This window comes from Nocardioides ultimimeridianus (assembly GCF_054777895.1).
Window position 1 is genome coordinate 42,260 of record NZ_BAAHAB010000011.1, and the last position, 22,952, is coordinate 65,211.

The following is a 22,952-nucleotide window of genomic DNA, read 5'->3' on the forward strand; positions in this document are numbered from 1 at the left end:
TCGCTCAGAGCGCGATCGCACGGTTGACCCACGTCGACGCGACGACCATGCCGACCTTCTCGTAGAGCGCCAGCGCTCCCGTCCGGGAGTCGGTGGCCAACGTGAGTCCCTCGGCGCCATGCGAGGCCCCGGCCGCGTACGCCGCGAGCAGGAGCGACTGCGCCAGGCCGCGGCCCCGGTGCGCCGGGTGGACGGCCAGGCGCTCGACCTCCACCTCGCGGTCCTCGCCGGCAGCCGGGGCTGTGGTCAGGAACGCGACGCCCGCCACGTCGCCGTCGGGCGCGACCACCAGCGGCAGGTGCCAGGGCTCGAAGCCGGGCCGCTGCCACACGGCAGCCGCGAAGTCGTCGTACGGCGTCCGGGCCCGGTCGGACCACTCCAGGAAGGCGTCCTCGAGGACCTGCCAGACCTGCTCGCGGTCCTCGGGCGCGGCCGGCCGGACGGCGTACCCCTCGGGAAGCGGACGCTCGGCGATGCGGCGGCCGGCGGGCAGGCGGAGCACCCAGCTGGTCCAGCGCACGCGGTAGCCCAGGGCGGTCAGGAGACGGTCCCCCGGAGATCCCGCGGGCACGGGCATGCCGAGCTCGGTCGCGCCGCGGGACCGAGCACACTCCTGCGCCCACGCTGCCAGCCAGGTGCCGATGCCGCGGCCGCGGACGTCGGGGTGCACGGCCGCGTCGTACCGGTCAGCCCCGAGGTGCTCGGCGTACGCCACCATGCGGCCGGCCTCGAGAACGGCCACCGAGCTCGCCGCGAGGTCGTAGGACGGGCGCTGCCAGTCGGCGACCAGATCCGCTACGTCGACCCCGACCGTGCCGACGTCCGCCAGCTCCTGGGCTGCGATGACGGCATGGACGGCGGGGGCGTCGGTGGGCTCCAGGGAGCGGGACGTCATCCCCTCGGGAAGCGAAACGGCGAGCACCCGGGAAGTGTTGCTCCCACGGGCGCTCGCCGCCAGCGACGAACGCGATCAGGTCGTGATCAGGCGTTCTTGATCGCGCTGATGTCGAACTCGAGCTTGATCTTCTCCGAGACCAGCACGCCGCCGGTCTCGAGCGCGGCGTTCCAGGTGAGGCCGAAGTCCTTGCGGTTGAGCTCGGCGGAGCCCTCGAAGCCGACCCGGATGTTGCCGAACGGGTCCTTGGCCGAGCCGGTCTCCTCGAAGGTGATCGTCAGCGGCTTGGTCACGTCCTTGATGGTGAAGTCGCCGGTGATCGTCCACTCCGAGCCGTCGCGGGACACCGCGGTGGAGACGAAGGTCCACTCCGGGAACTTCTCGGTCTCGAAGAAGTCGGGGGACGTCAGGTGGCCGTCGCGGTCGGCGCTGCCGGTGGAGACGCTGGCCGGGTTGATCGTGACCTTCACCGACGAGGCGGCGGGGTTCTCGGCGTCGACGTGGGCGGTGGCGCTCCAGTCGGTGAACTGGCCGCGCACCTTGGTGACCACCGCGTGCCGGGCGACGAAGCCGAGGCGCGAGTGGGCGGTGTCGAGGGTGTAGTCGCCGGTGAGGGAGTCGATCGCGGTGCTGGTCTGCTCGGTCATGAGGTTCTCCTTGGTCGTGGTGGCTGAGGGATCCACCGCTACGGGCAGATCGTTGAATCATCAACCATAACCGGGAGGGCTGAACGGCTATTCCGCGTCAGCGGAATTTCTCGAGAACAAAAATGGCCGCGACCGCGGGGCGCCCCCAGGGCGCTCCGCGGTCGCGGTGTTGAGTGTGGGGAAGGCCGGTCAGGCGGCGTGGCCGGCGGCGTGGCTCGCCTGGCCCACCGTGATCCAGCACGCCTCCATGTGGGTGCGGCCGTCGGCATCGGTCACGGGGATCCAGCGCATCTCCAGATGCTCGCTGTTGGTGTCGTACATGAGTCACCTCCTGTTCATCTTCTGTTCACCAAGGTAGCACGGCCCCCACAGGGCTGCCAGGAATTGCCCGAAACTCCGACCGATCGCTCCCCCTGGTGGTCCGTTCGGGGCAGATACCGGTCCGGGTGCTCCACGTGAGCGTCGCGCCGTCGTACTTCTAGGAGTCTGCGGTGAGTGGTCCTGATACATCCGGGCCAGAAAGGCCGGTTCTGCCCGATTTCGGGCAGGAAATGGACAAACCGCACGAGGTGAGCGCAGGATTCTGCTCATGTCCGTCGATCGAGGCCTCCTCAGCCACGTCATGGCGGGCACCGGGCTGTCGGAGGCGGAGGCCACCCGGGTGATCGAGGACGTGGTCGCCTTCCACCACGAGCCGGTGGAGGACGTCGTACGCCGCCGTCACGCCGAGCTCAAGACCTACGGCGTCAAGAACGCCGACATCTACACCCGGCTGCGCGCCGAGCTCGCTGAGCGGGTCGTCGCGGCGCCGGACCTCTCGGAGCGGCAGCTGCGCCGCATGATCTACGGATAGGTCTCGATTCGCCGGAGGCTCGTTCCTCCGCGAGTCGACCAACGAAAGGCTCTCTCCATGTGCGGCATCGTCGGATACATCGGCAACCAGCAGGCGGCCCCGCTGCTGCTCGAGGGCCTCGCGCGCCTCGAGCACCGCGGCTACGACTCCGCGGGCGTCGCGGTCGTCGGCAGCACCGGCATCCGCGTCGCCAAGCGCGCCGGGCGGGTGCGTGACCTGGAGGACGGGCTGCCCAAGCGGTTCTCCGGGCGCGCCGGCGTCGGCCACACCCGCTGGGCCACCCACGGGCCGGCCAACGACGTGAACGCGCACCCCCACACCGACGCCAAGGGCCTGGTCGCGGTCGTCCACAACGGGATCATCGACAACGCCGCGACGCTGCGCGCCGAGCTGGCCGACGACGGCGTGGACCTGGCCTCCGACACCGACACCGAGGTGCTCGCCCACCTGGTCGGCCGCTCCGACGCCGCCACCTTGGAGGAGAAGGTGGTCGAGGCGCTCGGTCGCGTCGAGGGCACCTACGGGGTGGCCTTCGTGCACGCGGACTTCCCCGACCGGATCGTCGTGGCGCGCAACGGCAGCCCGCTGATCATCGGCGTGGGCGACAAGGAGATGCACGTCGCCTCCGACCTGGCGGCGCTGGTCCGCTACACCACGACCGTCGCCCACCTGGCCGACGGCGAGATGGCCACGCTGACCGCGACCGGGTTCACCACCTTCCGGATCGGGGCCGGCGGTGCGGTCGAGGCCGGGACCCGTCGGGTGACCGAGGTCGACGTCGCGTACGACGAGTACGACGCGGGCGATCACGACTCCTTCATGCACAAGGAGATGCGCGAGCAGCCGGCCGTGGCCGAGCGGGTGCTGCGCGGTCGCCTCGACGAGCGCTTCGGCACCGGCCACCTGGGCGGGCTCAACCTCGAGACCCGCGACCTGCGCGCGTTCCGCCGGGTGAAGATCCTGGGCTGCGGATCGGCGTACTACGTCGGTCAGATGGGTGCCGCGCTGATCGAGGAGCTGGCCCGCATCCCCGCCGACGCCGAGGCCGCCTCCGAGTTCCGCTACCGCAACCCGATCGTCGAGCCGGACACGCTCTACGTCGCGGTCAGCCAGTCCGGCGAGACCATCGACACCCTGCTCGCGGTCCAGGAGGTACGCCGCAAGGGCGGCTTCGTGGTCGGTCTGGTGAACGTGGTCGGCTCCGCCATCGCCCGCGAGGTCGACGGCGGCATCTACCTGCACGCCGGTCCCGAGGTCGCGGTCGCCTCCACCAAGGCGCTCACGAACTCCTTCCTCGGCTTCGCCATGCTCGCGCTGCAGCTCGGCCGGGTCCGCGACCTCTCGATCGCCGACGGCAAGCGGCTGATCGCGGGGCTCAACGCCCTGCCCGACCAGATCCAGCAGGTCCTCGACATGGAGGAGGAGCTCGCGACCGTCGCCGAGCGGCTCGCGCAGGCCGACAGCCTGTTCTTCGTCGGGCGGGTGCGCGGGTTCCCGGTCGCCCGGGAGGGCGCGCAGAAGTTCAAGGAGATCAGCTACCGCCACGCCGAGGCCTACCAGACCTCCGAGCTCAAGCACGGCCCGCTCGCGCTGATCTCCCCGGAGGTGCCGACCGTCGCGATCGTGCCCGACGACGAGCTCGTCGAGCGCAACGTGGCCGCCCTGCACGAGATCGCCGCGCGCGGCGGCCCGCTGGTCGTCGTCACCCACCCCGGGATCGACGTGGGCGAGATCGAGTGCACCCGGATCGACGTACCTCGCAGCGAGCGGGAGCTGGACCCAATCCTGCTGACCATCCCGCTGCAGGTGCTCGCCTACCGTGCCTCGCTGGCGCTCGGGCTCGACGTCGACAAGCCGCGCAACCTCGCCAAGTCGGTCACCGTCGAGTGAGGAGATGCTGCGACGCCGTGTCGCCCACATCTGCCGATTCTGTGGCCAACCGGGTGTGACGGGCATTACGGTCAGCCCAGCGGTCCGTGGGGGACCAGGTCACTACAGGGGGTTCGATGCGCGCGTTCACAGCGATCGCACTGGCGGCGCTGCTGGCGCTCGGCCTGAGCGGATGCGGCAGCAAGGACACGGCCACCACCTCGGCGAGCAAGCAGGACTACTGCAACGCGGTCCGCAAGCTCGCCGGGAAGCACCGGCCCGCGCCCCAGCGGTTCGCGACCCTGGTCCAGGACGCCGGCAATGTCGCCACCGGCGATGTCGCGGGCGACTGGCACGACATCTCGGTGGCCGTGCTCGCCTACGCCGCCGCGAGCAAGCGCAGCCTGCGCGATCCCGCGCACCCGCCGTACGGGCTGAACGCCGCCCAGACCCGCGCCCTGAACCGGCGCATCCTCGAGGCTGCCTACCGCACGAACGTCGGTCCGGTGAGCCGGCAGGTGAAGGCCGTACGCCGCCAGATCCGCAGCGCCTGCGGTGTCGGTAGCACGCTCTGAGCCGGGCCGGACGAGCGGGTGAGCCAACGCACCGCGCCGAGAAATGCGCCGGGAGTGTCTCACGGCACTACCGTTGACCAGTGACTTCCCCCGACGTGCCCGCCGACGAGACGACCACCGAGACCACTGAGGCGACCACCTTCGCCGACCTCGGCCTGGGTGCCGACGTCCTCAAGGCGCTCAAGGCCGTCGGCTACGAGAGCCCGTCGGCGATCCAGGCCGAGACCATCCCGCACCTGCTCGAGGGTCGCGACGTGGTCGGCCTGGCCCAGACCGGCACCGGCAAGACCGCCGCGTTCGCGCTGCCGATCCTGGACCGGCTCGACCTGTCCCAGAAGACCCCGCAGGCGCTGGTTCTCGCGCCCACCCGCGAGCTCGCGCTGCAGGTCTGCGAGGCGTTCGAGAAGTACGCCGCCCACTCCCGCGGCGTGAAGATGCTGCCCGTCTACGGCGGCCAGGCCTACGGCGTACAGCTCAGCGCCCTCCGTCGTGGCGTGCACATCGTGGTCGGCACCCCGGGCCGGATCATGGACCACCTCGAGAAGGGCACGCTCGACCTGACCGAGCTGCGCTTCCTGGTCCTCGACGAGGCCGACGAGATGCTCAACATGGGCTTCGCCGAGGACGTCGAGACGATCCTCGCCGACACCCCGAAGGACAAGCAGGTCGCGCTGTTCTCGGCCACCATGCCGCCGCAGATCCGCAAGCTCTCGCAGACCTACCTGAACAACCCGGTCGACGTCACGATCGAGCGGAAGACCCGCACCGCGGAGAACATCCGCCAGCGCTACCTGATCTCCAGCTACCCGCAGAAGGTCGACGCCCTCACCCGCATCCTCGAGGTCGAGAACTTCGAGGCGATGATGGTCTTCGTCCGCACCAAGAGCGAGACCGAGCTGCTCGCCGAGAAGCTCCGCGCGCGCGGGTACGGCGCCGCGCCGATCAACGGCGACATCCCGCAGGCGACGCGCGAGCGCACGGTCAACCAGCTCAAGGCCGGCAAGCTCGACATCCTGGTCGCCACCGACGTGGCCGCCCGGGGCATCGACGTCCCGCGGATCACCCACGTCGTCAACTACGACATCCCCACCGACACCGAGGCCTACGTGCACCGGATCGGCCGCACCGGCCGCGCCGGTCGCAGCGGCGACGCGATCTCGTTCATCACCCCGCGCGAGCGCTACCTGCTCAAGCACATCGAGCGCGCCACGCGCTCCACGCTCGAGGAGATGAAGCTCCCCAGCGTCGAGGACGTCAACGAGACCCGGCTCGCGCGCTTCGACGACCAGATCACCGAGGCGCTCAACTCGCCGCAGATCGACTTCTTCCGCGACGTCGTCAGCCACTACATCAAGGAGCACGACGTCCCCGAGGTCGACGTGGCCGCCGCGCTGGCGATCGCGATGCAGGGCGAGACCCCGCTGCTGCTCGAGCCCGAGTCGGAGTACCAGCGCCGCCAGCGCGAGCAGGCCGAGCGCGGCGACCGCAACGACCGTGGTGCGCGTGACCGGGGCGACCGTCCCGACCGGGGCGAGCGCGGGGACCGGGGCCAGCGTGACCGCGGCGCCCGCAGCGGCGCCCCGCTGGCGTCGTACAAGATCCAGGTCGGCAAGCGCCACCGGGTCGAGCCGCGGATGATCGTCGGAGCGCTCGCGAACGAGGGCGGCCTGGACCGGCGCGACTTCGGCCGGATCACGATCCGCGGCGACTACTCCGTGGTCGAGCTGCCGGCGAACCTGCCGCAGCAGGCCTGGGACAAGCTCAAGGAGACCCGGATCAGCGGCAAGCTGATCGAGCTCGCGCGCGACTTCGGTCCGCCGAAGGGCCGCACCCCGCGCGACTGATCGCCGGGTGATGGTGGGCTGATGGTCGGCGAGGAGAACAGGGTCGCGAGCGTGGCCGGCACCGCCGGCCTCGTGGTGCTCGTCGTCGCTCTCCTCATCGCCGCCGTCCGCTGGGGCTCCCACGGCAACGACCCGCTGGGGGCGGACCCGAACCCCTCGGCAGCGGTGGCCACCGGAGCCGGTACGCCGACCGCACCCGTCCGCAGCGGCACCGCCCGGGTCGCCGACCGCCGCCGCGGCGCCATCGCCAAGGTCCCGCGGGCGGTCATCATGCGTCAGCTCGCGCGGCTCGCCGAGCGGATCGCGCGCCACACCCCGATGCCGACGACGCCCGCGGACATCTCGCCGGGCTCGAACCAGGCACTCGGCTACCACCTGCTCATCGAGTTCGGCTTCGCCGCCGACCAGTGGCCGTACCTGAACGCGCTGTGGACCCGCGAGTCCGGCTGGAACCACCTCGCCGAGAACCCGCACTCGGGCGCGTACGGCATCCCGCAGTCGCTGCCCGCCACCAAGATGGCCGTCGTCGGCCCGGACTGGCGCACCAACCCCGAGACCCAGATCAAGTGGGGCCTGGCCTACATCGGCGCGCGGTACGGCACCCCGCAGGGCGCGTGGGCGCACGAGACGAAGTTCGGCTGGTACTGAGGGTGGAGCTGCTCTCCGCCCTCAACGGCGACGCCCCCGAGGTGGACGCGATCGGCGCGCGGGTGCTCGACGCGGCGTACGCCGTGATCTGCCGGGTCGGCGCCCAGCGGATGACGATGGAGGAGGTCGCGCGCGAGGCCGGCATCTCCCGGATCACCGTCTATCGCCGGTTCGCCGGCAAGGACGCCCTCGTCGAGCAGGTCGTGGCGCGGGAGTTCCGGCGCTACTTCGACCGCTTCCGCGCCGACATCGCGCCCGGGCGCACGGCGGGCGACCGGGTCGTCCTCGGCTTCGTGAGCTCGCTGCGGACCATGCGCGACAACCCGGTGGTCGGTGGCCTGATGACCGGTGAGCGCGGCCTTCTCCTGACCTCGCTGCTCGCCGAGGGCGGCACCCTCGACGCCGTCCGCGGCTTCGTGGCGGGCCAGCTGCGCAGCGAGCAGCGCGCCGGCCACATCTCGCCCGAGATCGACCCGGAGCTCGTCGCGGAGATCATGGTCCGGCTGACCACCTCGTTCCTGGTCACGCCGAGCACCCTCATCGACGTCGACGACGAGGCCGCCCTGCGCCGGGTCGCCGAGCAGGCGCTGGTCCCCCTCCTCGTCCCCTGACGTTCCGCGAGTTCGGTCTTGTGGTCGACCCAAACCAGGGTTTGGGTCGACCACAAGACCTAACTCGCGATCTGGGGTCAGAAGGACTGGCGGTTGGCGTCGGGCATGACGATGTCGATCCGCTGGCCGCTGGAGAGGTAGAACAGGGCGCCCTGGCGGAGGAACTCGTCGAAGGTGTCGTAGAGGTCGCCCATCAGCGGCAGGTTCAGCCCCGCCTCGCGCATCGCGATGAAGCCCGGCCAGCCGGCCGCGATGCCCGCGTCGAGGAGCGGTTGGCGCGGGAGGGCGAGCATGTCGGCGTACGCGCCGCCGAGGACGTAGCGGGTCATGGCCTGGAGCATCGGCCGGGACAGGAAGCCGCCGTCGGCGTCGGAGCCGAGGTTGACCAGGATCTGCGCGAGCTTGAGGCCCTCGGACGTGGGCGCGATGACGGGGTCGAGCAGCTGCGCCTTCTGCGCGTAGGCGTCCGCCCACGTGGCCGGGATGAACTGGTCCTGGATGCCGAGCAGGTGTGCGGAGACCTGCCAGAGATGGAGGTACGCCGCCTTGTCGGCCACAGCGACGGGCACGTTCCACCTCTCCAGGTTCTGCATCACGAAGGTGGCCAGGCTGTGCCAGGTGATGAGCAGGTCGCGCTGGCTGATCGGTCGGGACTGGTCGGCGGTCGGCTGCCAGTACGGCGACTGCGGCAGCAGCGTGCGGACGGCGGCGTGGACCAGCCGGGTCTTGACCGCGGTCACCACCATCGAGCCGGCCGGCTGGTAGGCGTCGATCGCGCCGATGTCGTAGCCGAGCTTGGCGGTCTTGGCGATCCGGTCCTTCATCGTGGCGCCGCCGCGGGAGTAGTAGACCGCGCGCGCCTCGTGCGGGATCAGGCAGCTCATCATCCCGCTGCCCATGCCGTAGAGGACCGCGATCACGTCGCCCTGGACCTTGTTGAACCGGGCCGCGCGGGTGAGCTGGGCCTGGTCGGCCCAGGTCGGGAGCTGCCGGGCGGTCGCGATGAAGTCCGCGACGTCGCCGGGGGTGGCGCCCGGCACGGCGTCGGCGTTGGTCACCCAGGTGGCCAGCGCGGCGTTGACCTCGGCGACCCCGCCGCGGCCGAGGACGGCTGCGGCGAGCCAGTCGGCCGGGTCGTCCCAGACGGTGCTCGGGTCGGTCGTCGTCGTGCCGCCGGCGATGGAGCCGGACGACGACCAGCTCCATCCCGCAGGAGCGCTCGCGAGCTGGACCGCGCCGAGCGCGCCCAGCGCCGTGCCGCCGACCAGGATCCGCCGCCTGCTCATCTCGCTCATGCGTCCACCTTCGTGATACACGGATACAGTATTTGTATCTCTGTAACCGCGATCACACCATGGCTCGCCGCCTCTCGACAAGACCCCTGTCGTCGGCTTGAGTGATCCAGGTCACATCACTGCCGCGCTCCCGCGGCCGTCCCGGAGGTGCTCGTGTCCAGCTCCCGCCGTCTCGCCCTGTCCCTCGTCACCGGCCTGCTGGCGGTCGCCGGCCTGATCGGGCTCCCGTCCGCCGCGCATGCGGCAGGTCCGTCGTACGTCGCGCTCGGGGACTCCTACTCCTCCGGCGTCGGCACGCGCACCTACCTCGACGACGGCACCAGCTGCCAGCGCTCGACGTACGCCTATCCCTACCTCGTCGCGCAGCAGAAGGGGTACGCGCTCAACTTCCAGGCATGCTCCGGCGCGACCACCTCCACGGTGACCAGCAACCAGCTCGGCGCGCTCAGCAGCACGACCCGCTACGTCACCATCTCCGTCGGCGGCAACGACGCGGGCTTCACGGATGTGATCACCGAGTGCGCCAAGCCGGCGTGGATGTCGGACTGCAACGGCAAGGTCGCGACCGCGCAGAGCTTCATCACCAACACCCTGCCCGGACGGCTCAACACCCTGTACACCTCGATCCGGAGCCGGGCGCCGTACGCGAAGGTCGTCGTGGTCGGCTACCCGCACCTGTTCATGGGCGAGGACTGCAACGCGGCCACCTGGTTCTCGCCCTCGGACGAGTCACTGCTCAACCAGACCGCGGACCTGCTCGACTCGAAGCTGTCCTCCGCGGCGTCGGGCCACGGCTTCACGTTCGTGAACCCGGTCAGCAGGTTCACCGGTCACGCGATCTGTGACAGCACCGAGTGGCTCAACGGGCTGTCCAACCCGATCAGCGAGAGCTACCACCCGAACAAGCTCGGGCAGTCGCAGGGCTACACGCCGCTGGTCGGGGCGGTGCTGGTCGGGTAGCTGGTCGGGTGGCTCGCCGGACCGGTCGGTGGCGGCTGGTAGAACCGTCGTCATGCGGCGGCTCTCGGTGGCACTGGTCCTGTCCCTCACCAGCCTGGGGCTGGCCGCCTGCGGGAGCGGAGGCGCGGACGACCCGGTCCAGCGACAGGTCCAAGCGCTCGCGACCGCGCTGAGCTCGGCCGCGGTGCCCACCAGCTTCGACGGCGTCACCTTCACCACGTCGAGCGCCTCGGTCGCCAAGGAGTACGCCGAGGTCGTCGACGGGATGGACGGCCTCGTCCCGACCGTCACCGTCGGATCGGTCGGCAGCGGGTCCGCGCAGCTGCACTGGTCGTGGCCGCTCGTGGCCGGGCACGACCCGTGGACCTACGACTCCACCGTGCCGCTGTCCGGCCAGGGTGCCGCCACCGCCGTGGTCTGGGCGCGCAGCGACGTGCAGCCGAAGCTCGGCAAGGCCGACGTGCTCAACGCCCTCACCCTGCCCGGCCGGCGCGGGGCGATCACCGGCGCGCACGGCTCGGTCATCGTCACCGACCGCCCCGTGGTGCACGTCGGCATCGACCGGAGCCGCGTGCCGGTGGCCCGGGCCGCGTCCTCCGCGCGCACGCTCGCGGGGATCGTGGGGATCGACCCGGCGGCGTACGTGAAGGCGGTGCGGGCGGCCGGCGACAAGGCCTTCGTGGAGGCGATCACCTACCGCAAGGGCCAGGTGCCGTCCGAGGTCGAGCACGCCTCGCTGCCCGGCCTGCTGAGCGTCGCCGGGACGCTGCCGCTGGCGCCGACCAAGGAGTTCGCCGCCCCGCTCCTCGGCCGCGTCGGCCCGGTCACCGCCGAGGCCATCAAGAAGGACCCCACCCTCAAGGTGGGCGACGAGATCGGGCTGTCCGGCCTACAGGCGCGGTACGACGACCAGCTCCGCGGCGTGCCCGGCCGCGAGGTGCGCGCCGAGACCCCCGGCACCACGGTCACCCCGCTCACCCTGGTGCGGATCGGCGGCAGGGCCGGCAAGCCGCTCGGGCTGAGCCTCGACGTACGGCTCGAGCAGAAGGCCGAGGAGCTGCTGGCCGGTGTCGGCCCGGGGAGCGCGCTGGTCGCGATCCGCCCCAGCACCGGCGCGATCCTGGCCGCGGCCAACGGGCCGGGCACCGACGGGCAGAACTTCGCCACCTACGGGCGGTTCGCGCCCGGCTCGACGTTCAAGATGATCGGCAGCCTCGCGCTGCTCCGCTCCGGCCTGACCCCGAGCAGCACCGTCACCTGCCCGTCGGCGGTGAGCGTGGACGGCAAGAGGTTCGAGAACGACAGCGACTACCCGCCGTCGGCGCTCGGCAGCATCCCGCTGAGCACCGCGCTGGCGTGGTCCTGCAACACCGCCTTCATCGGCCAGCGCGACACCATCGCGCAGGGCGGGCTGGCCAAGGCCGCCGCGACGCTCGGGTTCGGCATCGACCACGACACCGGCTTCCCGGCGTACTTCGGGCAGGTGCCGGCCGCGGCCAGCGAGACCGAGGGCGCCGCGGACATGATCGGGCAGGGCAAGGTCCTCGCCTCGCCGATGGCCATGGCCACGGTGATGTCGTCGATCGTGGCCGGCCACACCGTCGTACCGCATCTGGTCGACGGGGTCACCTCCCCGGTGCCGTCCGGCGTCGCCGCGCTGACCCCGGGCGAGGCCCGGCAGCTGCGCGCGATGCTGCGCGGCGTCGTCACCGGCGGCACCGGTCGCGGCCTGCTCGGCCTGCCCGGCCCGCCCGTGATCGCGAAGACCGGCACCGCCGAGTTCGACGCGGGCAGTGGCGCGACGAAGACCCACGCCTGGATGGTCGCCGGCCAGGGCGACCTCGCGGTCGCGGTGTTCGTCGACGTCGGGGTGACGGGTGCGCAGACCGCCGGGCCGATCCTGGCCGACTTCCTGCGCGCGGCCCGCTAGGGCAGCTGCCAGACCAGCAGGTCGGTGGGCACCGCGGCCGTGATGTCGTACGCCGGCTCGCCACTCAGCAGGAACGCGTCCCCGGTCTGCAGCGGCTCGGCCAGGGACGACCGCAGCAGCGCGCCGTTGGCGACGAACGCGTGCACCCGTGGGGCCGCCGGCAGCGTCGTGGTCGCGCCCGCCTCGAGGTGGACCGGCGTGAGGACGGCGTCGCCGGCGGCCGTCGGGACGGTGAGCGCCCCCGTGCCCGTGCGGTACGCCGGCTCCGCGCCGGCCGCGGCGTCCCCGGCCCGCAGCCACACCTGGATGAAGCGCGCCGGCCCGTCGGTGCTCGCGTGCTCGGCGTGCCGGACCCCGGCGCCGGTCGAGAGCCAGCCCCACTCCCCGGCGCCCACCTCGGCCGACGAGCCGGACGAGCCGGACGAGCCGGACGAGCCGGACGAGCCGGACGAGCCCGACGAGTCACGGTGCACGAGCCTCCCCGACACCACCCACGACACGATCTCCAGACCGCTGTGCGGGTGCTCGTCGAACCCCTGCCCGGAGCCGAGCAGGTGGTCGTCGTGGCAGACCATCGGCCCGAAGTCGAGCCGGTCGGGGTGGTAGTGCTGGCCGAAGGCGAAGCCGTGCCGGGTCATGCGGCCCGTCCCGCGATCGGCGAAGCGCTCGGTTCCCCTGCGGATGTCGACAGTCACGTGGATGATTGTGCCTGTGCCGTTCACTGTGCGGACGGAGCGGTTCCCGGCGGGGTTCCGGTTCGGGACCGCCACTTCCGCCAGCTTGGTCGAGGGCGCCTCGGACGAGCGCGGCCGGACCATCTGGGACACCTTCGCCGAGACGCCCGGGCACATCATCGACGGCTCGACACCGGCGGTCACGTGCGACCACGTGCACCGGTACGCCGAGGACCTCGACCTGCTGCGCGAGCTCGGCGCGCCGTCGTACCGCTTCTCGGTGGCGTGGTCCCGGGTCCTGCCCGAGGGCCGCGGCCGGGTCTCGGCGAGCGGCCTCGACTTCTACGACCGCCTGGTCGACGGCCTGCTCGAGCGCGGCATCGAGCCCACCGCGCTGTTGCACCACTTCGACGTGCCGCAGGCGCTCGACGACCGGGGCGGGTGGGCGGACCGGGCGAGCGTCGACGCCTTCGAGGAGTACGCCGGCGTGGTCGGTGAGCGGCTCGTCGACCGGGTCGCCCACTGGATCCCCATGCACGAGCCGACCTCGGTGGTGATCCTCGGCTACGGCATCGGCCAGCACGCGCCGGGCCACCAGCTGGTCTTCGACGCCGTACCCATCGCGCACCACCTGCTGCTCGCGCACGGCCGGGCCGTCGGCGCATTGCGGGGGCTGGGCGCGCGGAGTGTCGGGTGCTCCAACGGGCACGCGCCGATCTGGCCGGCGTCGCTCGACGACGCCGACCTGGCGGCCTCCAAGCTGTTCGACGCGATCTGGAACGGGATCGCGCTGGAGGGGATGCTGCACGGCCGCTACCCGGGCGACCTGATGCCGGTGATGGAGGAGGTCGTCCAGCCCGGCGACATGGACACGATCAGCCAGCCGCTCGACTTCTACGGGGTCAGCTACTACGGCGCGCACCGCATCCGGGCGGCCGACCCGGGGTCGCCGTCCCCCATCGAGCTCGCCGAGATCGTCGGCTACGACCGCACCGACAGCGGCTGGGCCGTGGTGCCCGAGGCCCTCACCGACTGGCTGACCGCGACCGCAGAGCGCTACCCGGACGTGCTGCCGCCGGTCGTGGTGACCGAGTGCGGCGCGTCGTACGCCGACGAGCCGGACGCCTCGGGCGCGATCCGTGACGACGCCCGGATCACCTACCTGGCCTCGCACGTGAACGCGGTGGGTGACGCGATCGCGCGCGGCGTGGACGTCCGCGGGTTCTTCGTCTGGGGCCTGCTCGACGGCTGGGAGTGGGACGACGGGTTCCTGACGCCGTACGGGCTGGTGCATGTCGACCACCGCACCCAGGTGCGCACGCCCAAGGAGTCCTTCGCCTGGTACCGCGCGCTCGTCGGCGAGCACCGGCGGCGGAGGGTGGGGTGAGCGGCGTGAGCAGGGGGAGCAGCGGGGTGGACGAGCTCGCCGGCCGGCTGCCGGCCGGCTTCCGGTTCGGCACCAGCACGGCGGCGTACCAGATCGAGGGGGCGGTGGCCGAGGACGGCCGCGGCCCGTCCATCTGGGACACCTTCTGCGCCGAGCCCGGTCGGGTGGCCGACGGGTCGAGCGGCGAGGTGGCGTGCGACCACTACCACCGCGTCGACGAGGACGTCGCGCTGATGCAGGGCCTCGGCACCACCGGCTACCGGTTCTCGATCGCGTGGCCGCGGGTCGTGCCGACGGGCTCCGGCGCAGTGAACGCGGCCGGGCTCGACTTCTACGACCGGCTCGTCGACACGCTGCTCGCCACCGGCCAGGAGCCGATGGCGACGCTGTACCACTGGGACCTGCCGCAGCCGCTGGAGGACGCCGGGGGCTGGCTGTCGCGCGACACCGTCGAGCGCTTCGGTGCGTACGCCGAGGCGGTGGCCGCGCGGCTCGGCGACCGGGTCACGGACTGGGTGCCGATCAACGAGCCCAACGTCGCCTCCCTGATGGGCTACGGCGTCGGCATGCTCGCGCCGGGCCGCGCGCTGCTCTTCGACGCGCAGCCCGTGACCCACCACCTGCTCCTCGCCCACGGCCGCGCGGTCGCGGCGCTGCGGGCCGCGGGCGTGACCGGCCGGATCGGCTGCGCCAACAACCACGCCCCGGTGTGGCCCGCCTCCGACAGCGATGCCGACGTGGGCGCGGCCAAGCTCTTCGACGCCCTCTGGAACGGCCAGTACGTCGAGCCGATGCTGATGGGCCGTTACCCGGCCGACATCGCGATGCTGATGGGGGAGTTCGACGGCCTGGTCCTCGACGGCGACCTGGCCGCGATCCGCCAGCCCCTCGACTTCTACGGGCTCAACTACTACAACCCGATGCGGGTCGCGGCGACCGCCGACGACGCCGACCTGCCCTTCGCCTTCCGCGAGGTCGTCGGCCACCCCCTGACCGACTTCGGCTGGCCCGTCGTGCCCGACGCGCTGCGCGAGCTGCTGATCACGCTGCGGGCGCGCTACCGGGCGGTGCTGCCGCCGGTCGTGATCACCGAGTCGGGGTGCTCCTACGCCGTCGGGCCGGACGCGGCCGGTGTCGTCGCCGACCAGGACCGGATCGACTACCACGCCGGCCACCTGCGCGCGGTCGCCGAGGCGAACAGCCGCGGCGCCGACGTACGGGGCTACTACTGCTGGTCGCTGCTGGACAACTTCGAGTGGGCCGACGGCTACCAGCAGCGGTTCGGGCTGGTCTGGGTCGACTTCGCGACCCAGCAGCGGATCCCCAAGGCCAGCTACCGGTGGTACGCCGACCTCATCGCGGCCCACCGAGCGCGGCAGCCGTCCGCTCCACCACCTGGGTGAGGCGCTCGGGGCTGGTCGCCAGGTTGACGCGGGCGTGCCCGGTGAGCCCCGGGTGGTAGTCGTGCCCCGGCGCCAGCCGCACCCGACCCTTCTCGTGCGCCACCGCGGCCGGGTCGTCGTGGCCGTAGACGCGCAGGTCGACCCAGGCCAGGTACGTCGCCTCCAGCGGCCGCATCCGCGCCTCCGGCAGGTGCTCGGCGAGCAGGTCGGTGAACAGGTCGCGCTGCTGTCCCAGGCGGGCGACGAGGGAGGCGAGCCAGGGGTCACCGTCGGTGTAGGCGGCGATCGCCGCGGCCACGCCGAGCGGTGACCACGAGTCGTTGCGCACCATGGGCAGCGCCCGGACCAGGTCGCGGGTGGCGTCGTCGCCCACGACGACCTGCGCGCAGCGCAGCCCGGCCACGTTGAAGGCCTTCGAGGCGGCGACCACCGCGACGGCGTGGTCGGCGGTGCCCTCGAGGGACAGGTAGGGGATGTGGGCAGGGGAGCCGGGCAGTACCAGCGGCGCATGGATCTCGTCGGCGACCACCCGGGCGGCGTACCGGATCACCAGGTCGCGCACGCCCTCGAGCTCGGGGCGGGTGAGGACGCGGCCCCACGGGTTGTGCGGGTTGGTGAGCAGCACGGTGCGGGCGCCGGCGGCGAGGTGCCGCTCCAGGGCGTCGAGGTCGATCTCGGCGCGTGCGGCATCGGGGGACACCACGAGGTCCCAGCGCTCCCGGCCGGTCACCCCGCCGACGTCGAGCAGCGGCGGGTAGCCCGGCAGCGTCATCACGACCGGGGCTGCCTCGGAGAGGGCGTCGAGCGCGAGCCGGACCCCGGCCGTCACGTCGACGGTCGGGATCACGTGCGTGGGGTCGACGGTGTGGCCGAAGTGGCGGGCCGCGAAGCCGGCGTACGCCTCACCCAGCGGGCCGCCGAGGGGGAAGTCCGGATAGCCGGTCATGCCGGCCGTGACGGCCTCCCGCAGCGCCTCCGCGATCGGCGGGGCGAGGGCGTAGTCCATCTCCGCGACCCAGGCCGGTAGCACGTCCGGCTCGACCATCCCCCACTTGCACGGCAGGGCCCGCCGCGCCTCCTCGTCGGTCAGGTCGCGCAGCATGCGGCCAGCCTAGTTGGCGTCGCACCTGACCAACGCGTTGGTTTTTGCCGCCTGGGGCAACGCGTTGGTCAGGTACGACGATTCAGAGGGCCGCGGCGACCTCGGTCCCTTGGAGGATCGCCCGCTTGGCGTCCAGCTCGGCGGCGACGTCGGCGCCGCCGATGACCGTCCGGCCATCGCGCACCAGGTCGCGCACCGACTCCTGGCCGGCGCAGATCACGACATGGTCGACGTCGAGGACCTGCTGCGCGACCGAGCCGTCGGCCGCGGTGACCGTGATGTGGAGGCCCGCGTCGTCGATCAGGTCGTACGTCGCCCCGCTGATCTGGTGCACGCCGTCCTGCTTGAGGTGGGCCAGGTGCGCCCAGCCCGAGGTCTTGCCGAGGTCCTTGCCGATGCGCGAGGTCTTGCGCTGCAGCAGCCACACCTCACGCGCGGGCGTGCGCGGCTTGGCCGGGGCCAGGCCGGCCCGGTCGAGCTGGAAGTCGCCGACGCCCCAGTGCGCCTTCCACTCCTCGAGGGTCTCGTCCTCGTGGGTGAGGAAGACCGACATGTCGACGCCGATGCCGCCCGCGCCGATCACCGCGACGCGCTTGCCGGGGACGACGCGGCCGTCGAGGACGTCGGCGTACGAGACGGCCTTGGGGTGGTCGATGCCCGGGATCTGCGGCATGCGCGGGACGACGCCGGTCGCGACGACCACCTCGTCGAAGCCGGCCAGGGTCGCGTCGTCCGCCTCCGTGTTCAGGCGTACGTCGACGCCGAGCACCTCGAGCCGCCGCGCGTAGTAGCGGACGGTGTCGCGGAAGTCCTCCTTGCCGGGGACCTGCATCGCGAGCCGGAACTGGCCGCCGATCTCCGCGCCCTTCTCGAACAGCGTCACCGAGAGACCGCGCTCGGCGGCGGACACCGCGGCCGCCAGCCCGGCCGGCCCGGCGCCCACGACGGCGACCCGCTTCGCGACCCGGGTCGGGGAGAGGACCAGCGTGGTCTCGCGGCCCGCGCGCGGGTTCACCAGGCAGGACACCTTCTTGTTGACGAAGGCGTGGTCCAGACAGGCCTGGTTGCAGGCGATGCAGACGTTGATCTCGTCGGAGCGACCCGCGGCCGCCTTGGCGACCAGGTCCGGGTCGGCCAGGAAGGGTCGCGCCATCGACACCGCGTCGGCGGCACCGGAGGCGATGATCTGCTCGGCGAGCTCGGGGGTGTTGATCCGGTTGGAGGCGATGACCGGGACCGAGACGTGGGGCTTGAGGGCGGCGGTCGAGTCGACCCACGCGCCGCGCGGCACCTGGGTGATGATCGTCGGCACCCGGGACTCGTGCCACCCGATGCCGGTGTTGAACACGTCGACGCCGGCCTCCTCGAGGCGCTGCGCCAGCGTGACGGTCTCGTCCCAGCTCTGACCGCCCTCGACCAGGTCCAGCAGCGAGATGCGGTACTGCAGCACGAAGTCCGGGCCGACCAGCTTCCGTGCCCGCCTCACGATCTCGAGGGGGAAGCGCATCCGCTTCTCGGCCGTGCCGCCCCACGCGTCGGTACGCCGGTTGACCCGCTCGGCGAGGAACTGGTTGATCCCGTAGCCCTCCGAGCCCATGATCTCGACGCCGTCGTAGCCGGCCTTCTGCGCCAGCCACGCCGACCGCGCGAACGCGTCGACGGTGCGCTCGATCTCGCGCGCCGACATCGCCTTGGGCTTGAACGGGTTGATCGGGGCCTTGATCGCCGACGCCGAGGCGTTGAGCGGGTTGTAGCCGTAGCGGCCGGCGTGCAGCAGCTGCAGGAAGATCCGGCCGTCGTGGCGGTGCACCGCGTCGGTCACCTGGCGGTGCCGGATCGCGTGCAGCCGGGTCGACATCTCCGAGCCGAAGGGCTTGAGCCAGCCGCGCTTGTTGGGGGAGAAGCCGCCGGTGACGATGAGGCCGACGCCGCCCTTGGCCCGCTCCTCGTAGAACGCCGCGAGCTTCGCGACGTCCCACGGGTGGTCGTCGAAGCCGGTGTGCATCGAGCCCATCACCACGCGGTTGCGCAGCTCCAGGTTGCCCACCCGGAGCGGGGACAGCAGGTGCGGGTACGGCGAGGCGGTCTCAGTCATTGCGGTGGTTCTCCCAGGTGTCCAGGTATTCGGTCAGCCACGCGACCTGCCCCTCCTCGAGGAGGAGCCCGCCGCGCAGCACGAGGTACTGATCGAGCTCGAGCCCGTCCAGGCCGGCCGGCCCGTCGGGGTAGTCCCGCTTCATCAGGGACGTGTAGATGTCCAGGCGCACCTGGTGGTCGGCCACGAGGTCGCGCACCGAGGCCAGCACCGCGGAGCGGTCGCCGAACGAGGCCCCGCGGAGCTTGACGGCGATCTCGCTGCGCACCGCCTGCTCCCGGGTGGGAGCGGCCAGCCAGCCGGCCAGCTCGGCGCGGCCGGCCGCGGTGACGGCGTACACCTTCTTGTCGGGCTTGCCCTGCTGCCCGACCACCGACGCCTCGACCCAGCCGTCGGACTCCATCCGGCCCAGCACGCGGTAGATCTGCTGGTGGGTGGCGGACCAGAAGTAGCCGATGGACCGCTCGAAGCGCCGGGACAGCTCCAGGCCGGAGGACGGGCGCTCGCGCAGGGCGACGAGCAGCGCGTGTTCCAGGGCCATGGCACCACTGTGGCAGACCTATGCAACTCGTTGCAAGGTGACCCGGACCACCTCGCGCCCGCTAGGTTCGGGCCATGCGCGCAGCCCAGGTCGTCACCACCACCGGTCCCGCCGACGTCGTCGTCCGGGAGGTGCCCGAGCCGACGCCCCAGGCGCACGAGGTGCTCATCGACGTGCACAGCGTCGGCATCTCGTTCCCCGACCTGCTGCTGAGCAAGGGCGAGTACCAGCTCAAGCCGGAGCCGCCGTTCACCCTCGGCGTCGACATCGCCGGCACCGTCGTCTCCGGTCCCGGTTTCGAGCCCGGCCAGCGCGTCTGCGCCGTCGGTCCGTACGGCGGTGCCGCGGAGCGGGTCGCGGTGCCGGCCGAGGCCGTCTTCGCGCTGCCCGACGAGCTCAGCTTCGACGAGGGCGCCGCGATCCCGATGAACTACCTGACCGCGCTCTTCGCGCTCGACGAGCGCGGTGGCCTCCGTGAGGGCGACACCGTGCTCGTCAACGGCGCCGCCGGCGGCGTCGGCAGCGCGGCGCTCCAGGTCGCGCGCGGTCTCGGGGTCCGCAGCATCGCGCTGGTGAGCACCCCGGAGAAGGCCGAGTTCGCGAAGGCCGCCGGCGCCGACCAGGCGGTCCTGGTCGAGGGCTTCCGCGACGCCGTCGCCGAGCTGACGGACAAGCGCGGCGTCGATGCCGTGCTCGATGTCGTCGGTGGGAGCATCTTCACCGACTCGCTGCGCTCGCTCGCCCCGCAGGGCCGCCTGCTGGTCGTGGGCTTCGCTGCCGGCCAGGGCATCCCCGAGGTCAAGGTCAACCGGCTGCTGCTCAACAACATCGACATCCGTGGCGTCGGCTGGGGCGCCTACGCCTTCCTCACCCCGGGCTACCCGGCCAAGCAGTGGGCCCAGCTGGTGCCGATGATCGAGGACGGCTCGATCCGCCCGCCGATCGGCCGCACCTTCGACCTGGACGGCTTCAGCGACGCGCTGCTCGAGATGGACGCCCGCGGGACCCTCGGCAAGTCGATCGTGAGGATCCGCGACTGACCGGGCTCAATGGCGGCCGAAGTCCTGGGTCCACCAGACCGTGCCGTAGTCGTCCATCCGCACGCCCACCCCGAGGTCGCGCAGCCGGCAGTCGAGGATGTTGCGGCGGTGCTCGGTGCTGTGCATCCAGGCCGTGACGACCTCGGACGGCGTCGAGTAGCCGACCGCGATGTTCTCGGCGAGGCGGGACCACGGGTGGTAGCCCACGCGCAGGATCCGGGCCACGAGGCCGAGCTCGCTGGCGAGCAGGTGGGAGAGGATGTCGCGGGCCGACATCAGGTTCGTGTGCAGCTGGGCCGAGCGCTGCAGCTGGTCCTGCCAGTGCAGGGCGACGCAGCCGTGCCGCGTGCGTTGCCGGTTCGTCAGCGTCAGCACCCGGCGGCCGTACGCCGCTGTGTCGATCGTTCGGGCCGCGGACCGGAGCACGGTGGTGCCCGCGGCGCTCGCGGCGGAGAGGTGGACCGATCCCGGGAGCACGCCGACGACGAGCGCGGCGGTGACCGCGGCGAGTGTCCGTCGTAGGTGTTCCATGCCTTGCACTTCGACGCAAGCGGGCGTCACCTGAGCGCGGACGGTGCGAACGGGACCATCCGGGACCTGGTCCCGTGAGGTCCCCGGTGAGGGTCCGTGCCCTACATTCGAGACGTGAGCATCCTCGATGACGCCCGCCCGGGCATGGACCCCGCCATCCGGCCGCAGGACGACCTGTTCGGCCACGTCAACGGCACCTGGCTGACCGAGACGGAGATCCCGTCGGACCGGTCGAGCTGGGGGCCGTTCGTGCAGCTCGCCGACCGGGCCGAGGAACAGGTCAAGGAGATCATCACCGAGCTCGCGGCCGAAGGCGGCGCGAGCGAGGACGCGCGCAAGATCGCGGACCTGTTCAACTCCTTCATGGACACCGACCGGATCGAGGCGGCCGGCGTGGCGCCGGCCCAGCCGCTGGTCGACGCGGTCCAGGGGCTGCGCGACGTGCGCGACCTGGCGGCCTACCTGGGCGAGTTCGAGCGGGTCGGCGGTCACGGCCTGTTCGGTTCCTACGTCGACACCGACGACCGGCAGTCCGACCGCTACCTGTTCCACCTCGGCCAGGGCGGGCTGGGGCTGCCGGACGAGTCCTACTACCGCGACGACCGGTTCGCCGAGATCCGCACGGCGTACGTCGACTACCTGACCAAGCTGCTCACCCTGGGCAAGCACCCCGACCCGGCGGGCGCGGCGAGCCGGATCCTCGAGCTCGACACGCTGCTGGCGAAGGGTCACTGGGAGCGCGCCGAGACCCGCGACGTCCAGAAGACCTACAACCTCCGGACGCTCGCCGAGCTGACCGAGCTGTGCCCGAGCTTCGACTGGCACGCCTACATCACCAACCTGGGCGGCTCCGAGGCCACCATCGCCGAGGTCTGCGTGCGCCAGCCCAGCTACTTCGAGCACCTCTCGAAGGTCCTCGACGAGGTCCCGCTGAGCACCTGGCAGGACTGGCTGACCTCGCACGTGTGGCGGCACGCGGCGGCGTACCTCACCGACGACTTCGTGCAGACCAACTTCGACTTCTACGGCAAGACGCTGAACGGCACCCCGGAGCTGCGGGCGCGCTGGAAGCGGGCGGTGGCGTTCGTCGAGGGGGCGATGGGCGAGGCCGTCGGCAAGGAGTACGTCGACCGGCACTTCCCGCCGGCCAGCAAGCAGATGATGGACGAGCTGGTGGCGAACCTGCTGGCGGCGTACCGCGCCTCCATCGAGAAGCTCGACTGGATGACCGCCGAGACCAAGGAGCGCGCCTACGAGAAGCTCGCGACGTTCCGGCCGAAGATCGGCTACCCGGAGAGGTTCCGCGACTACTCCTCGCTGCAGGTCACGCCCGACGACCTGTTCGCGAACGCGCAGGCGGCGGCGTCCTTCGAGACCGCGCGCCACCTCGCGAAGATCGGCAGCCCGGTCGACCGCGACGAGTGGTTCATGCTGCCGCAGACCGTCAACGCCTACTACAACCCGGGCACCAACGAGATCTGCTTCCCGGCCGGCATCCTGCAGAAGCCGTTCTTCAGCCCCGACGCCCACCCGGCCGAGAACTACGGCGGCATCGGCGCCGTCATCGGTCACGAGGTCGGTCACGGCTTCGACGACCAGGGCGCGCAGTACGACGGCGAGGGCAACCTCAACGACTGGTGGACCGCCGCCGACAAGACCGCCTTCGAGGCCAAGTCGAAGGCGCTCATCGAGCAGTACAACGGCTTCAGCCCGCGCAACCTGCCCGGTGAGCACGTGAACGGCGCGCTGACCGTCGGCGAGAACATCGGCGACCTCGGCGGCCTGACCATCGGCCTCAAGGCCTTCCTCATCTCGCAGGGAGGCGACGCGGCGGTCGAGGACAAGGAGAAGGTCTTCCTCAACTGGGCCTACGTCTGGCGCACCAAGCGCCGCGAGGAGCAGGAGCGGCAGTACCTCACCATCGACCCGCACAGCCCGCCGGAGTTCCGCGCCAACATCGTGCGCAACCTCGACGAGTTCCACGAGGTCTTCGCGACGTCTCCGGGTGACGGCCTGTGGCTGGAGCCGGAGGACCGCGTCCGGATCTGGTAG

21 protein-coding genes are annotated in these 22,952 nt (G+C 71.8%); 12 read left to right on the plus strand and 9 right to left on the minus strand.

All coding sequences use genetic code 11. The annotated features are described in order from the left end of the window. Window positions 1–4 precede the first annotated feature (4 nt). The 3 genes from ACYU8V_RS11650 to ACYU8V_RS11660 form a co-directional block, all read right to left on the minus strand. Window positions 5–922 (minus strand): GNAT family N-acetyltransferase, encoded by a 918-nt coding sequence (locus ACYU8V_RS11650; protein ID WP_460847518.1) that lies wholly within the window; start codon window positions 920–922, stop codon window positions 5–7. A gap of 59 nt (window positions 923–981) precedes the next feature. Then, a complete protein-coding gene (locus ACYU8V_RS11655) occupies window positions 982–1,542 on the minus strand; it encodes a YceI family protein (protein ID WP_460847519.1) in 561 nt (186 codons plus the stop codon). Window positions 1,543–1,731: 189 nt separating this feature from the next. Next, the gene (locus ACYU8V_RS11660; RefSeq protein ID WP_460847521.1) at window positions 1,732–1,863 is read right to left on the minus strand and encodes a hypothetical protein; all 132 of its coding nucleotides are present in this window, start codon (window positions 1,861–1,863) and stop codon (window positions 1,732–1,734) included. Window positions 1,864–2,131: 268 nt separating this feature from the next. Here ACYU8V_RS11660 and ACYU8V_RS11665 point away from each other — a divergent pair, with 268 nt between their 5' ends. The 6 genes from ACYU8V_RS11665 (at window position 2,132) to ACYU8V_RS11690 (ending at window position 7,942) form a co-directional block, all read left to right on the plus strand. Beyond that, window positions 2,132–2,395 carry a hypothetical protein gene (locus tag ACYU8V_RS11665; RefSeq protein ID WP_460847523.1) on the plus strand — a complete coding sequence of 88 codons (264 nt, stop codon included), beginning with the start codon at window positions 2,132–2,134 and terminating at the stop codon, window positions 2,393–2,395. Window positions 2,396–2,452: 57 nt separating this feature from the next. Beyond that, entirely contained in the window at window positions 2,453–4,285 is a 1,833-nt protein-coding gene (glmS, locus tag ACYU8V_RS11670) for a glutamine--fructose-6-phosphate transaminase (isomerizing) (RefSeq protein ID WP_460847525.1), read from the plus strand. A 116-nt stretch (window positions 4,286–4,401) separates the two neighbouring features. Further along, window positions 4,402–4,839 carry a hypothetical protein gene (locus ACYU8V_RS11675; protein ID WP_460847526.1) on the plus strand — a complete coding sequence of 146 codons (438 nt, stop codon included), beginning with the start codon at window positions 4,402–4,404 and terminating at the stop codon, window positions 4,837–4,839. A gap of 80 nt (window positions 4,840–4,919) precedes the next feature. Continuing rightward, window positions 4,920–6,683 carry a DEAD/DEAH box helicase gene (locus ACYU8V_RS11680; RefSeq protein WP_460847528.1) on the plus strand — a complete coding sequence of 588 codons (1,764 nt, stop codon included), beginning with the start codon at window positions 4,920–4,922 and terminating at the stop codon, window positions 6,681–6,683. 21 nt (window positions 6,684–6,704) lie between these two features. Then, on the plus strand, window positions 6,705–7,331 hold the full coding sequence (locus tag ACYU8V_RS11685) for an aggregation-promoting factor C-terminal-like domain-containing protein (protein WP_460847529.1): 627 nt from the start codon (window positions 6,705–6,707) through the stop codon (window positions 7,329–7,331). A 2-nt stretch (window positions 7,332–7,333) separates the two neighbouring features. Next, window positions 7,334–7,942: a TetR/AcrR family transcriptional regulator gene (locus ACYU8V_RS11690; RefSeq protein WP_460847530.1), complete on the plus strand. Its 609-nt coding sequence runs from the start codon at window positions 7,334–7,336 to the stop codon at window positions 7,940–7,942. 77 nt (window positions 7,943–8,019) lie between these two features. Here ACYU8V_RS11690 and ACYU8V_RS11695 read toward each other — a convergent pair whose 3' ends face one another. After that, window positions 8,020–9,237, minus strand: a complete 1,218-nt coding sequence (locus tag ACYU8V_RS11695) for an oxygenase MpaB family protein (protein ID WP_460847531.1) — start codon at window positions 9,235–9,237, stop codon at window positions 8,020–8,022. A 153-nt stretch (window positions 9,238–9,390) separates the two neighbouring features. Between ACYU8V_RS11695 and ACYU8V_RS11700 the strand changes: the two genes are divergently transcribed. Further along, window positions 9,391–10,197, plus strand: a complete 807-nt coding sequence (locus tag ACYU8V_RS11700; RefSeq protein ID WP_460847533.1) for an SGNH/GDSL hydrolase family protein — start codon at window positions 9,391–9,393, stop codon at window positions 10,195–10,197. 52 nt (window positions 10,198–10,249) lie between these two features. Further along, window positions 10,250–12,127, plus strand: coding sequence for a penicillin-binding transpeptidase domain-containing protein (locus tag ACYU8V_RS11705; RefSeq protein ID WP_460847534.1), 1,878 nt, complete (start codon window positions 10,250–10,252; stop codon window positions 12,125–12,127). On the opposite strand, the gene ACYU8V_RS11710 is transcribed toward ACYU8V_RS11705, so the two are convergent. Then, window positions 12,124–12,822: a pirin family protein gene (locus ACYU8V_RS11710; RefSeq protein ID WP_460847535.1), complete on the minus strand. Its 699-nt coding sequence runs from the start codon at window positions 12,820–12,822 to the stop codon at window positions 12,124–12,126. The genes ACYU8V_RS11705 and ACYU8V_RS11710 overlap by 4 nt on opposite strands. Window positions 12,823–12,838: 16 nt before the next feature. Here ACYU8V_RS11710 and ACYU8V_RS11715 point away from each other — a divergent pair, with 16 nt between their 5' ends. Next, a complete protein-coding gene (locus ACYU8V_RS11715) occupies window positions 12,839–14,188 on the plus strand; it encodes a glycoside hydrolase family 1 protein (RefSeq protein WP_460847537.1) in 1,350 nt (449 codons plus the stop codon). Between the two features lie 5 nt (window positions 14,189–14,193). Further along, window positions 14,194–15,591 carry a GH1 family beta-glucosidase gene (locus ACYU8V_RS11720; protein WP_460847539.1) on the plus strand — a complete coding sequence of 466 codons (1,398 nt, stop codon included), beginning with the start codon at window positions 14,194–14,196 and terminating at the stop codon, window positions 15,589–15,591. On the opposite strand, the gene ACYU8V_RS11725 is transcribed toward ACYU8V_RS11720, so the two are convergent. The 3 genes from ACYU8V_RS11725 to ACYU8V_RS11735 form a co-directional block, all read right to left on the minus strand. Next, window positions 15,542–16,693: a MalY/PatB family protein gene (locus ACYU8V_RS11725; protein WP_460847540.1), complete on the minus strand. Its 1,152-nt coding sequence runs from the start codon at window positions 16,691–16,693 to the stop codon at window positions 15,542–15,544. The two genes, ACYU8V_RS11720 and ACYU8V_RS11725, sit on opposite strands and share 50 nt — an antisense overlap. 82 nt (window positions 16,694–16,775) lie before the next feature. Then, window positions 16,776–18,788 (minus strand): FAD-dependent oxidoreductase, encoded by a 2,013-nt coding sequence (locus ACYU8V_RS11730; protein WP_460847542.1) that lies wholly within the window; start codon window positions 18,786–18,788, stop codon window positions 16,776–16,778. Further along, window positions 18,781–19,329, minus strand: coding sequence for a PadR family transcriptional regulator (locus ACYU8V_RS11735; protein ID WP_460847543.1), 549 nt, complete (start codon window positions 19,327–19,329; stop codon window positions 18,781–18,783). Before ACYU8V_RS11735 ends, ACYU8V_RS11730 begins: the two co-directional genes overlap by 8 nt. A 74-nt stretch (window positions 19,330–19,403) precedes the next feature. Between ACYU8V_RS11735 and ACYU8V_RS11740 the strand changes: the two genes are divergently transcribed. Beyond that, on the plus strand, window positions 19,404–20,369 hold the full coding sequence (locus ACYU8V_RS11740; RefSeq protein WP_460847545.1) for an NADPH:quinone oxidoreductase family protein: 966 nt from the start codon (window positions 19,404–19,406) through the stop codon (window positions 20,367–20,369). 6 nt (window positions 20,370–20,375) lie between these two features. On the opposite strand, the gene ACYU8V_RS11745 is transcribed toward ACYU8V_RS11740, so the two are convergent. Further along, entirely contained in the window at window positions 20,376–20,900 is a 525-nt protein-coding gene (locus ACYU8V_RS11745) for a CAP domain-containing protein (protein WP_460847546.1), read from the minus strand. Window positions 20,901–21,014: 114 nt separating this feature from the next. Between ACYU8V_RS11745 and ACYU8V_RS11750 the strand changes: the two genes are divergently transcribed. Further along, window positions 21,015–22,952 carry a M13 family metallopeptidase gene (locus tag ACYU8V_RS11750; protein ID WP_460847548.1) on the plus strand — a complete coding sequence of 646 codons (1,938 nt, stop codon included), beginning with the start codon at window positions 21,015–21,017 and terminating at the stop codon, window positions 22,950–22,952.

What these genes read in the sequence shown, in the direction of transcription:
- ACYU8V_RS11675 (WP_460847526.1), top strand. Translation starts at nt 4,402, where the DNA reads ATGCGCGCGTTCACAGCGATCGCACTGGCGGCGCTGCTGGCGCTCGGC.
- ACYU8V_RS11695 (WP_460847531.1), bottom strand. Translation starts at nt 9,237, where the DNA reads ATGAGCGAGATGAGCAGGCGGCGGATCCTGGTCGGCGGCACGGCGCTG.
- ACYU8V_RS11745 (WP_460847546.1), bottom strand. Translation starts at nt 20,900, where the DNA reads ATGGAACACCTACGACGGACACTCGCCGCGGTCACCGCCGCGCTCGTC.
- ACYU8V_RS11660 (WP_460847521.1), bottom strand. Translation starts at nt 1,863, where the DNA reads ATGTACGACACCAACAGCGAGCATCTGGAGATGCGCTGGATCCCCGTG.
- ACYU8V_RS11685 (WP_460847529.1), top strand. Translation starts at nt 6,705, where the DNA reads ATGGTCGGCGAGGAGAACAGGGTCGCGAGCGTGGCCGGCACCGCCGGC.
- ACYU8V_RS11665 (WP_460847523.1), top strand. Translation starts at nt 2,132, where the DNA reads ATGTCCGTCGATCGAGGCCTCCTCAGCCACGTCATGGCGGGCACCGGG.
- ACYU8V_RS11735 (WP_460847543.1), bottom strand. Translation starts at nt 19,329, where the DNA reads ATGGCCCTGGAACACGCGCTGCTCGTCGCCCTGCGCGAGCGCCCGTCC.
- ACYU8V_RS11705 (WP_460847534.1), top strand. Translation starts at nt 10,250, where the DNA reads ATGCGGCGGCTCTCGGTGGCACTGGTCCTGTCCCTCACCAGCCTGGGG.
- glmS (WP_460847525.1), top strand. Translation starts at nt 2,453, where the DNA reads ATGTGCGGCATCGTCGGATACATCGGCAACCAGCAGGCGGCCCCGCTG.
- ACYU8V_RS11725 (WP_460847540.1), bottom strand. Translation starts at nt 16,693, where the DNA reads ATGCTGCGCGACCTGACCGACGAGGAGGCGCGGCGGGCCCTGCCGTGC.
- ACYU8V_RS11730 (WP_460847542.1), bottom strand. Translation starts at nt 18,788, where the DNA reads ATGACTGAGACCGCCTCGCCGTACCCGCACCTGCTGTCCCCGCTCCGG.
- ACYU8V_RS11655 (WP_460847519.1), bottom strand. Translation starts at nt 1,542, where the DNA reads ATGACCGAGCAGACCAGCACCGCGATCGACTCCCTCACCGGCGACTAC.
- ACYU8V_RS11740 (WP_460847545.1), top strand. Translation starts at nt 19,404, where the DNA reads ATGCGCGCAGCCCAGGTCGTCACCACCACCGGTCCCGCCGACGTCGTC.